Source organism: Bordetella genomosp. 13 (assembly GCF_007679965.1).
In the GTDB taxonomy this organism is placed as follows: domain Bacteria; phylum Pseudomonadota; class Gammaproteobacteria; order Burkholderiales; family Burkholderiaceae_B; genus Bordetella.
Genome location: NZ_VEHL01000013.1, coordinates 143,197 through 155,884, shown reverse-complemented (window position 1 = coordinate 155,884; position 12,688 = coordinate 143,197). Strand labels below are relative to the sequence as shown.

At 68.8% G+C, this 12,688-nt stretch carries 1 protein-coding gene; it reads right to left on the bottom strand.

Annotated elements, in window-relative coordinates:
- The coding region (locus FS845_RS25490; RefSeq protein ID WP_144641135.1) for a filamentous hemagglutinin N-terminal domain-containing protein at positions 1 to 12,680 on the bottom strand (12,680 nt) is incomplete at its 3' end.
- Between the last annotated feature and the right edge of the window lie 8 nt (positions 12,681 to 12,688).

The following is a 12,688-nucleotide window of genomic DNA, read 5'->3' as shown; positions in this document are numbered from 1 at the left end:
TACTGGCCGCCGGTGGTCTTGATGATGCCGGCATCCAGGCGTGCCTCGTCGTTCAGGCTCAGCGCGGCCAGCGCGGCATTGGCGCCCAGCGCGCCGTTGACGAACGCATAGCCGTTGACCGTCAGCGACTGGCCGCCGGCGGCCGCGGCATCCGCGCCTTGCGACAGCGTGACGGAGTCGCCCGTCAGTGTCGTGTCGGCGCCAAGCACGGCGCGTTCGCCGTACGACTGCGAGAGGGTGGTCTGGATCAGGCCGCCGTTGATTGCCAGCGTGCCGGCCGTGTCCGTCGAAATGGACTGTGCATACGCCGTGCCGCCGAACGTGGTCTTGCCCGCCGTGTTGACCGTCAGGTCGCCGATGCGGCCGGTGCTGGGCGCCGGGGCGCCGAAGACCACGAAGGCCGGCAGGATGTCCGCGCTGCCGATCTGGCCGAACGTGACGTCGCCGCCGAGCGTGGACGTGACGGTCAGGTTGTAGTTGCCGCCCAGCTTGCCGCCGAAGGTGACGTCGCCAGTCTCGGTGGTCAGCGTCTGGTTGCCCGTCAGCGTGACGGCCTGGTAGCTCTGGTCGCCGGTGGTGGCGATGGTGGCGTTCTGCAGCACGGTCGCGCCGGTGACCGTCAGGCCGCCCAGCTTGTAGGTGCCGCCGAAGGCGCCGCCCAGCGTGGCGTCGCCCGTGATGGTCAGCGCATTATTGCCCCATTCGAAGCTGTCCGCGCCGCCCAGCACCGAGACGTAGCTGCCGGTCAGGTTGGTGGGGTTGTTCAGGATGAGGCGGCCGACGTAGCGCTGCGTGGTCGCGGTGGTGACGCCGCTGATCAGCGTGACGGTGCCCGTGCCGATGCTGTCCAGGGAGCCGACATCGACCGCGCCCTTGAACAGAGTGTCGGCGCCGGTGTCGACGGTCAGCGCGTGGTTGCCGCTGATGGCGTTCTCAAAATCGATGTTGCCCAGGCCCGTGGAAATGGACACGTTGCCGCCCAGGCCGACGTTGCCCCACACCGTGAAGTCGCCGTTCTGCGTGGTGGTGTACTGGCCGTTCAGCGTGGTGAGCGTGCCGGCGTATTGCTGGCCGTACAAGGTTTCGACGTCGCCCACGCTGATCTGGCCGCCGCTGATCGCCAGGCCGAACAGGCCGTCGACAGCGCCGTTCAATGTCACGTCGCCGGCGCCCGCGCGCAGTTGCGTATAGGCCAGCGTGCCCGTGACCGTGCCATCGATCTCGATGTCGCCGTTGGCCGCCTCGGTGGACAGCGTATGCGAGCTGCCGGTCATCGCCAGGTCGCCCTGGATGTCGATGCTGCCGGCAATCAGGTTTCCGTTGAGGGTGAGGTCGCCCGCGTAGACCTGGCTGCCCGACGTGTCCACCGAGCCCACGGTGATCCCGTCGCCGGTCAGCGTCACGCTGGTGGCGTCGAACTTGCCGATGTCCTGGCCGACCGAGACGTCGCCCGCCGTGGAGGTCAGCGAGATGTGGCCGCCCTGGCCGGCCAGCGGATCGTCGGCGTCGCGCGTCTTGCCGGCCGTCAGCAGGCCAGTGGTCGTCAGGTCGTCGGCCGCGACGACGTAGACGTCGCCGTTGGCGGTGGTGGCGCGGCTCAGCGTCAGCGCGCCGGTGCCCTCCAGGTAGATGCCGCCCGTGCCCAGCACGTTGGCGCTGACCTGCGTCGCGCCGGTGGTGAAGTAATCGGCCGCGCTGCCGATGGCGCCCAGGCTGGTCATCTGCAGGCTGGCGGCCGTGATGCCGCCGCCGTGCGTGGGATCGACCAGGTTGCCCTGGACCGCGCTCAGGTTGACCGCGCCGGTGGCGCCGGCGTCGACGGTGCCGATGTCGATGTCGCCGTCGTCCGCCGTGATCATGATCGTGCGGGACACGCCGGTGGTGGAGACCGACTGCGCGTCGACCCCGCCGTCGGCCTGCAGCTGGACGTCCCCGGCGCCCGCCACGCTCGTGGCGGTCAGGTCGCCGTGCGCGGTGATCCTGATGGTGCCGTTCCAGGACGCGGTCGCGTCCAGGTCGCCGGTGTTGGTGACCTGGAGCCACTTCGTGCTCATGCCGGTCTGCGTGGCATTCAGCGTGCCGACCTCGCTGGTCAGGACCGTGTCGCCGCCCGTCGAGCCCGTGGTCAGGTTCAGCGTATCCGCCTTGACCTTGATCGTGCGCGTGGAGGAGACGACGTCGGTCGCGCCCGCCAGCGTGACGGTGCCGGTGGTCTGGATGCCGCTGTCGGCGATCTTCAGCGTGCCGCCCGACTTCAGCAGCAGGTTGACGCCGACGGTGCCCGCGCGGGCGTCCAGGTCGCCCGCGGTGCGCAGGTAGAACGAGCCCGTGCCCTGGTCGATGGCGTTCAGCACCAGGGCCGTCGTGCCGATGTTGTCCAGCGAGACGATGCCGTTGACGGCCGACTGCAGCGTGCCCAGCGCGGCCACGTTGGTGCGCAGCGCCACGCCGTCCCCGGTGGCCAGGTCGGTCACCGTGCCGAAGTTGTTGCCGGTCAGGTTCAGCGTATCGGCCGTGATCAGCGTGCCCGTGGGCGCGTTCGCGGTGATGTCGCCCGTCGCCTGCAGCGTGACGTCGCCCAGGCTGCCCGCGTCGATCTGTCCGACCGAGATGCCGCCGTTGGTGGTGGCGATGGAGATGTCGTTGCCCGACGCGGCGGTGTCGACGCGCACGTCGTACGCGGTGACGGGACCGGCGGCGGTGATGCCGATGGCGCCGTTCGCCGTGCTGATGGTGGAGAGCCAGACTCCCGCGGTGCGATTGTCGTCGATATGGATCGCGCCCGCGCCGTTGACGCGCGCCTGCAGTGTCGATGCCGTGGTCTGGACCGTATCGCGGCCGCCGGCCTGGCTGCCGCCGATGCCCGCGCCGGCGATCAGGCTGACCGTGCTGGCGACCAGACGCGTGTCGGCGTTGCCGTCGTCGGCAATGGTGCCGCCGGCCTGGTTGTACTGCAGGTCGATCGTGCCGGCGCCGGCATTCAGGTTGCCCACCGTCAGATGCTTGTTCGCCGTGCTGGCGTTGCCCACGATCCTGATGTCGCCATTGGTGGCGATGGCGTTGGCGACCTGCAGGTTGCCCTGCGCGATGACGTCGACGGCGCGGCCCGACAGGTACGCGAAGACCGTGTCGCCCGTGTGCGATTTCAGGTACAGCGAGCCGGTCTGGCTGCGGGCGTCGACGTGTTCTCCGCCCACCGTGATGCGCGACGCTGTGTGGCCGATGTCGCCCAGGGCGGCCAGCGTGACGGCATAGCCGTTGATGGTGGCGTCCAGCCCGTTGGCGTAGATGTTGCCGCCGCCGGCGGTCATGGAGATGCGGCCGTGCTCCGCGCCCGCGGTGACGTCGCCGGTGATGATGTAGCCGTCCGCGCTGACCGTGATGTCGTTGCCCGCCGCGTCGGTCAGCGACTGCATGCCGTTCAGCGTCAGGTTGCCGGTCGAGGTGACCACGGTGGCGCCATTGTTCACCGAGGTCGCCAGGCTGCCCGACATGTTGCCCTGGTTGGCGAGGTACAGCGAGCCGTCGCCGGTCACCGTCGCGACGACCGTCTTGCTGCCGCCCGCGATCTGCAGCGCGGCATCCTTGGCGCCGATCCCGTCGGAGGCGGTCAGCCTGACGTAGCCGCTGCCGTCGCCGCCGATCACGCCGGCATTGGCGTTGCCCTTGATGCTGCCGGCGTCGGCCGTCAGCGTCAGGCTGCCGTTGTTGCCGTACTGCAACTGGCCCACCAGGATGTCGCCGGTGGTGGTCTTCACCCACAGGTCGCCGCCGACCTGGACGTCGTCCAGGTCGATCGTGCCATTCTGGTGCAGCCACATGCCGCCGCCCGCGGTCGCGACGATGCTGTCGACGTCGGTGAACAGGCTGCGCACCGCGTCGCCGATGTGGTGGGTGGCCGATTCGCCCGCGTCCAGCACGAGCTTGCCCGCGGTGATCATCGAATTGGAGCCCGCCGAGCGGATGCCGCCTTCGCCGTCGGCCGTGCCCGAGGCCTGGCCGGCGCTCAGCGACACGCTGCCCGCGTGGGTGACGTCGATGTTGTCCACCGCGATGCGGCCGTTGGCCACCAGCGAGAAGTTCAGGCCGGTGGAGTCCGTCACGGTGTACAGCGTGACGTTGCCGTGGTCATCCGTGCCGTTCACCACCAGGTTGCTGCCGGTGATGCTGAGCGTGCCGCCGCTGGCGTTGCCGGCGGGCGAGCTGGTGCGGTCGATGACCAGGTCGCTCAGGTCGGAGACCGAGTTGAGATAGAAGCTGCCCGGCGTGCGCACGGTCAGCGAGGCCGTGTCGACGTTCAGGCGCGTGGCGTTGGTGCCGATGGTACGGAACGAGTCGTAGCCTGCCTGCAGCGTGACGCTCTGGCCCTTGACCTGGTTGGCCGGGCTGGCGGCGAGGATGTCGCCTTGTCCGGACGACAGGACGACCGCGCCGCCCGCGGTCACCGTGCCCACCGTCAGAGTGGCCTGGCTGTTGCCGCGGTCGGCCTGCAGCGTGACGTCGCCGTCGGCCGTGACGCTGGTCGCGTTCAGGCCGTACTGCTCCTGCAGCGCGATGCTGCCGTCCGCGCCGTTGGCGGCCTGGGCCGTCAGCGTCACCGTGGTGGTGCCGCCGCCGTAGGCATAGGTCTGGATGGCGCTGTCGTTGCCGATGGAGCCCGCCGCCTTCAGCGTGACGTTGATGGTGTCGCGGATGATGCCGCTGAGGATCGAGCCGCCGCGGTTGTCGATGTCCAGCGAGTGGCCGTTCAGGTTGATGGAGCCCAGGGCGATGTCGCCCAGGTAGTTGACCAGCGAGCTGTCGCCGCGGCCGGTCAGGCCCTGCAGCGAGGTCGTGCCGTTCAGCGTGATGTTGACGCCGCCGTCGCGCGAGTTCGCGGTCAGGCTGTCGACCTTGCTGTCTATGCCCTGGCCGAGGGTGCCGATGCTGGTGTCGCCGGACAGGCGCAGGTTGGCCGCCAGGATGCGGGTGCCGGCGTCGCCGTCGTCGACCAGCGCGCTGTTCTGTGCGTACAGCGAGACGTCGTCGTTGCCGACGTCGATGGCGCCCACCTTGATGCCGCGCGAGCTGGTCACGTTCAGCGTCATGCCGTCTGCGTCGCCCACGTCGATCAGGTGCATCGTGGAGCCGTCGTCGTCGACGTCGAACGTCAGACTGCCCTGGTGATCGCGGGTCGGGGCGTTGATGCCGTAGCTGCGCGCGTCCGAGCCGTTCGCGTACAGCGTCAGCGTATCCAGGTGCGTGTCCGAACCGACGTACACATCGCCGGTGTTGTGGATGGACAGCACCGGCGCGCTGATGCGCAGGCCGTTGCCCGCGGAGCCGATGTCCGAGTTGCCGCTGGCGGTCAGGTAGACCTGGCCCGCGGTGATTCGGTCGGAGCCCAGCGGATCCAGCACGGAGATGCCGCGGCTGGATTCCAGGTTGACCGTGCCGCTGGTCAGCACGTCGATGTTGCCGACCTGCAGGGCGTGGCCCGTGCGGAACGTGAAGTTCAGGCCCGTCTGGTCGGTGACGGTGTTCAGCTGGGTGGTGGTGCCGTCGTCCGTGGCGCCGAAGGCCAGTTGCGGCGAGATGATGCCGTAGGACACCGGCGTGCCGGGCGCGGCGTTGGCGGTCAGGGACAGCGACAGCAGGTCGCGGTCGTTGGTGACGAACGCGTTGTTGCCGGCGATGATGTTCAGGTCGCGCGTGGCTGTGTGGATGGCCGAGCCGGAGCTGCCGATCGCGCCCGAGGCGGCCAGCGTGATCTTGTCGCCGCGGATGACGGCCGGAACGAACTGATAGTTGTCGATCTTCGCGCCGGTCAGGGACAGCGCATGTCCCGCGCCGACGTCGATGTTGTTCATGCGCAGCGTGTTGTCGCTGCTGAGCGTGAAATCCAGGCCGGTGGTGTCCCCGACGTTGACGATCATCGCCGCGCCGTTGGAGTTGTCGATCAGGTTGAGCGTCAGGCCTTCGGCAGTGACGCTCAGCGACTTGTTGCCCGCCGTGGCGTGCTGCATGCCGATGTCCAGGCTGAACAGATTGCTCGCATTGGAAACGGCCAGGCTTTCGCCGGTGCGCGTGGTCAGGCGGCGCGTGTCGGTCAGGATGGCCCCGCCGGCGAAGCCGACGGACTGCTGCGCCGACAGCGACAGAACCGGCGAGACGAAGCGGCCGGTGCCCGACTGAATGATCGAGCCGTCGGTGACTTCCACGCTGGCCGAGGAGCCCACGCTGTTGTTCACCAGTGCCAGGGTCTTGTCGTTGCTGATGCTCAGGCCGTTCTTGATGCTGGACGACAGCGACTGCACGCTGGTGAACAGCGGCGTGGCGGGGATTTCGCCGTACTTGCCCTGCACCGAGCTGGCTTCCAGCGTCAGGGCGCCGGTGATGATGTCCGGACCATGCGGGTCGGAGCCGCGGCCGCTGCCCGCGGCGCCCGTGCTGGTGCCGTAGATCGTGCCGTCGGATTTCAGCGTGACCGAGCCATTGCCGCCGGTCTCGACGTGGCCGACGGTCAGCGCGCGATCGGTGGCGAACGTGAACGCGATGTCGCCGGCGCTGGTGACGTTGTTCAAGGTCACGCCGCGCGACCAGTCCGTCGAGTCGGTGGCGTTGAACGCGACGTTGTTGCTGCCGATGTTGTAGGTGTTGACCTGGCCGCTATCGCTGTGCCGCGCATCGATGTTCAGCGACGCGAGGTCGACGACGGCGTTGTTGGCCACACGGATGTCGCCTGCCGAGGCCAGCGTCAGGTTGCGGGCGGAGGTGAGAACCGACCCGCTGGGGCCGATGGCGCCGTACTTGCCGAGGGCGGACAGCGTGAGGTTCTCGGCGAAGATCACGCCGTTGCCGCTGATGGTGGAGTACAGGCCGTCGATGCCCGTATCGCGGGCGACCAGCGTGACCGACGAGCCGGTCTGGGCCAGCTGCAGGTTGTTGCTGACCTGGATGCTGGAGTTGACGCTCAGCGCCAGGTTGGCGGCCCCCAGCGAGCCCTGGATCTGCGTGCCGGATCCGTTCTGCTGCAGTTGCAGGACCTGGCCGGCCGCCAGGGTGAAGCCGTAGAAGTTGTTGACCAGCGTACCGCCGCTGGTGCGGCGGGTCAGGTCGAGGTCGAGGCTCTTGAGCGTGACGTTGTTGTTGAGGACGATGTCGTCGTTGGCGGTCAGCTTCAGGTTTTCAGCGGACAGGCGCAGCCAGCCGTTGCTGCTGTTGCCCAGGTTGCCGCCATACGTGGGGTTGCCGTCCGGGCCGATGGCCGACAGCGTGACCGATCTGGCGGCGATCCGGCCGGTGCCGCCGGCCGAGCTGAGGATGGACGAGTAGTAGTCGCCGCCCGCGGTCTTCAGGGTGATCGCGTCCTGCGCGGCGACGCTGTTGGCTTCGATGTTCTTGCTGTTGGTGAAGCTGAAGTCCAGCAGTCCGGCCCCGCCGACCTGGTTCAGCCTATGGGTCCAGCCGGCGTCGGTGATGTCGTAGGTCTGGTCCGGCGCCGTGATGGCGATCGTGGACGTCGTGTAGTAGTTCGCGTTGCTGGTGATGGCCAGACGGGCAAGCGCCGTGTCGCTGGCCACGTGGATGTTGCGGCCCGACGTCACGTCCAGGTCGGTGGTGCCGGAAACCTGCAGGGCGCCGCCTTCGACGGCGGCGCCGATGGAATACCCCAGGCCCGCCGACAGCGCGACCTTGCCGGCGCGGATCTTGCCGACGTTCTCCAGGTCCTCGTTGGCGACGTTGCCGTTGGTCGCGGCCAGCCGCACCGAGCCGGCCGTTCCCACGTCGATGTTGCCCACCAGCACGTTCTTGTAGCCGGCGGTGAAGCCGAAGGCCAGCGCGCTGGCGCTGCGGACGTCGGTCAGGTGGTAGGCGTTGCCGTCGTCGCTCAGCGTAAACGTCTGGTTGGGCGCGGTGATGGCCAGCGCGCCCTGGCCCACGCCGGTGCGGGTGATGTCCAGGTTGGCGAAGGCGCGCCCGTTGTTGACCACGATGCTGCCCGGCGCGGTCACGGCCAGGTTCGCGGTGGACACGCCCAGGGCCGAGCCCGCCGACCCGATGGCGTTGCCCGAGGCTAGCACGACGCTGCCCGCCACGATGCGGGTGTTGGCGACGCCGTCGTCCAGGAAGGAGCCGGTTTGGTTGGCCAGGCGGGCGGACGCGTTGGCCTGCACGCCGACGATGATGGTGTCGCCGCCGGCCTGCTTGTAGACGAAGTCGCCTGCCGTGATGATGCTCTGCAGCATGGTGTCGCCACTGCCCAGGTTCGACAGGTAGATGCTGCCGCCGCCGCTGAGGTTGGCGGCGGTGACGTTCAGCGCCGCCGTGCCGTCCAGCAGGATGGCGCGGCGGTTGCTGTCGCCGCCGCCCGGGGTGGTCAGGTCGGCGGCGCCGATGGCCTTGTATGCGTTCAGGCGCACGGTGTCGTTGGCGCGGATGATGCCGTAGCCGTTGCCGTTGGCGATGCCGCCCGTCAGCGCGGCGAGCGTGACGCCTGCGCCATAGCTTTGCACCGTGCCGGTCAGCGCCAGGTCGCCCTGCGCCGCGGTGACGGCGACGGTGCCCTGGGCGTAGATGCTGCTCAGGTTGATGGTGCCGGTGTAGTTGCTGACGCCGGCCGGGCTGGGCAGGCGCACGTAGAAGCCGCCGTCGTCCGCGCGGCCGCTCAGGTTGGTGGTCAGGACGTCGATGTAGCCGGTGTTGGACGCGCCGACCGCGCGGTTGGCGTACAGGCCCACCGAGTTGGCCAGCAGCCAGGTCGTCCTCGATCCGTCGTCCTTGATCGCGCCGTCTTCCGCCGTGATCGAGATGGAGCCGCTGACGCTGGCATCGACGGTGCCGACCGTGATGTCGCGGTCGCTGGTGAAGTTGAAGTTCAGCGAGCTGCTGTCGCGCACGTCGCGCAGCGTGTAGCCGTCGGTGCTGTCCAGCACGTCGAACAGCAGGCTGGGCGCGCGCAGGCGCAGTTCGTTGACCTGGTCGGCCGACGCATGGCGCGCCTCGATGCTCAGCGAGCCGAGGTCGGCGACGCTGGTGGCATACAGATTGCCCCGCGTGATGAAGTTCAGCGACGAGGCGTTGGTCTCGACTTCTCGCGTGCTGGTGCCGATGCTGCCGTTGTAGGCCGCCAGCGTGACGTTGCCGGCCGTGACGCGCGTCTCGTTGTCGCCGTCATCCAGGATGTTGCCCTGGTTCGTCGCCAGGGTGACCCAGCCGCCGCCCTTGATGTTGCCCAGGACCAGGCCGCGGTCGCCCTCGAAGGTGAACGAGGTCAGCGGCGTGCTGTACACCTTGACCAGCTCGTAGCCGCCCAGCGAGTCGCGGACGTCGAAGTCGAGATAGGGCGAGGTGATCGACAGCGTGTTGACCTGGCTGGCGTCGCGGTGCGAGTTGTAGATGGCCAGGCTGTCCAGCGACTTCTCGATGTTGTCGACGTAGACGTTGCCGCGGTTGGTCAGCGAGAGATCGCTGGTGCGCGTGCGGATGCGCGACGAGCTGCCGCCGATGTCGTAGGCCGAGCTCAGGCTGACGCGGCGGCCGGACAGCAGGTTGCTGGCCAGGTAGGTCAGGATGCTGCCATTGCGCGACTGCAGGGTCAGGTCGCCGAAGCCGGCATCGACCTGGTTCACCTGGATGGCGCTTTCCGAACTGACGTTGACGCCGCTGTAGGCCTTGACGGCGTTCAGGCGCATCGAGCCCGCGGTGCCGTACAGGTAGATGGCGCCGGCTTCGGCGTTGACCTTGTTCGCGCGCACGCGCAGGGCGGTGGCTTGCGTGCCGACGGTGTAGGTGCCCGAGGCCGAAGGCGCCAGCAGCGTGACGGTGTCGCCCGAGATCAGCGAGGTGGTCGTGCCGGTGATGTTGCCGTCGCGCGCGGTCAGCGCCACCGTGCCGGTGCCCGCGGCGACGGCGGCGCCGTCGCCCAGATCGATGCTCTTGCCGCTGAGCGAGATCGCGCCGCCGGCGGAGGTGACGTTGCCCAGGGTCAGGGCGCCGCCGGCGTTGATGACCAGCGACGCGTTGGCGCTGGCCTGCTCGATGTAGGTGGCGTTGCCCGTGGTATTCAGCGACAGGGCGTATGCGGTCGCGGTGGCGTTCACGACAGCGGCGCTGGTCGTCAGCCCGGTGACGTTCTGCCCGCGCAGCGTCAGGCGGTTGGCCGCGATGGTGGTCGCGGCGTTGCCGTCGTCCGAGATGCTGCCGTTGGTCACTTCCAGCGACGCATTGCCGCCCACCGTCAACGCCCCGACGTACAGCGAATCCCTGGCCACGGCCGTCAGGTCGCCCGAGGTATTGGCCGACACCAGTTGCAGGAGGTCGGCGCTGCGGACGTGGATGCCGCCCGCGCCGGCGGCCGCATCGACGCTCAGATAGCCGCTGACCGCCAGCGCGTCGGTCGAGGCGCCGATCGCGCCGTTGTCCGCGCGCAGCTTGAGCTGGAAGGCCTTGATGCCGGCGCCGTTGGCGGCGTTCAGGATGCTGCCCTGTGTCGACGTCAGCGACACACGGCCGGCCTGCAGGTTGATCCGGCCGACGTCGATGCCGCGGTCCCCGGTGAACGTGAAGGCCAGACCCGACGGCTGGTCGACATCGCTCAGCTGATAGCGCGCGCCGTCCGTCATGGCGAAGGCCAGCAGGGGCGACTGGATGTCGAAGCTGTTGGTCTGCCCCGTGATGGCGTGCTGATGCCACAGCGTCAACGACGACAGCGGGTTGCTGTTGGCAACGTGGATGTTGCCGCCCGAAGCGATCGACAAAGCCTGCGCGCTGGTGTTGATGGCCTGGCCAGGCGCGCCGACGTTGCCGGCCGTGGCGTTCAGCGCCACGTTGCCGCCCGCGACGGACTGGCCCGCGCCGCCGGTGTTGCGGATCGAACCCGAGGTGCTGGTGATGGTGGCCGAGCCGTATCCGGCATCGATCGCGCCGGCCAGGTTGATGTCGCCGTTGGCGTTCAGCGTGACGTTGCCGCCGCGGCTGTTCAGCTTGCCGATGTTGTCCAGCTTGGCGCCCACGCCCAGCGATTCGAGCGTGATGTTGCCGCCCTGCGTGCTGATCTCGGTGGCGCTGTTCTCGAACTTGATGCCGCCCGATTGCGTCGAGCGTAGCGTGAAGGTGTTGCCCGAGGTGGTCTGCAGGTTGATCGCGCTCATGTCCGCGATCGTGATCAGGCCGGTAGCTTCCAGCTTGATGTTGGCGTTGCCGGCCAGGCTTTCCAGCAGCTGGCGCGAGACCGTGTTGTCGGCCGTGTTGGCGTCGCCGTGATTGATCGTGCCGTCGCCCGCTGCGCCATCCTGGTCGCCCGTGCCGTCGACGATCTTCAGGTCGGTCGGGTCGATCAGCAGCAGGCCCGTCTTGCCTTTGGGCGCGCGCAGGTCCGCCTTGCCCGTCAGGCCGATGTTCTTCTTGCTGGAGACTTCGGCGAAGCCGCCGTCGCCGCCGTTGGCGCCGCCGCGCGCCGACAGAGTGCCGGCGAACGCGGTGGCCTCGTTGGACCACATCGTGACGCTGCCGCCGTTACCCTTGTCCAGGGCGTCGGCCTTCAGCTTGGCGCCCTTGGCCACCGACACGGTGGCGGACTTGCCGCTGAACGCGGCCGAGCCGTCGTCCGGTTTCACGCCCAGGCTGCCCAGCGCGATCTCGCCGCCGCCGGCCGCGCCGGACACGTCGACCACGGCCGTGCCGGCCAGCGCGACGTGCTCACCCGTCACCACGACCTTGCCGCCGGTCTGGCCGGCCTGCGTGCCGCTGGCATCGACCGTGCCCGCCACCTTGACCGCGCCCGCGTCGCCGCCGGACAGCACGATCTTGCCGTTCTTGCTGCCGACCGATTGCGCGCGGACGATGCCATCGGTGTTGATGACGTTGTCGACCACGTTCTTGACGGCGCGCGCCGTCATCAGCACGGTGCCGCCGTCGGCGCGGATCTCGCCGCGGTTGGTCACCAGGGCCGAGACCGGGTTGCCGCGGGCATCGCGCGGCAGCTCGTCGACCACCGCGCTGGCATCGAAGCTCAGCATGCCGTCACCCTGGAAGTCCACGGTGAAGGTCTTGGCGCCGGCCAGGGCGACCTTGCCCAGCTTGGCCTGGATCACGCCCGAGTTGCTGACGGACGGGGCCACCAGCGCGGCCAGGCCGCTGTCCTTGATGCTGATCGTGCCTTCGTTGACGATGGCGGCGTTCTTGTTCTTCGAGGCCTGGTCGAACTTGTAGTTGCCGGCCAGGAAATCCTTGTCGTTGATGTTCGCGGTGGTGGCCACCAGGCCGCCCACGTCGATGCGCGCGCCCTTGCCGAACACGACCCCGTTGGGGTTGACCAGCATCACGGTGCCGTTGGCATTGAGCTTGCCGAAGATCGCCGACGGGTCGTTGCCCACCACGCGGTTCAGCGTGACGCTCTTGCTGCCCGGCTGACGGAAGTTGACCGTCTCGTTGGCGCCGATGCTGAAGTTCTTCCAGTTGATGATGGCCTTGCCGGTCGACTGGTTGATGTCCAGCGTGCCGTTGCCGCGATCATTGATCGTCGCGGAGCCCGCGACGACGTTGCCGCCGGTGGGATTGGCATGCGCGCCGGCCGAGGCCAGCGAGCCGATCACCATGGCCAGCGTGCTGAGCGCGGGCAGGGCGGTCTCTTTCTTCAGGTGCAGGCGGCGGGCGTGCTTGGCGGCGGAACGCTTGGCGGTGCGGGCGGTGGGCTTCATGATCGGGT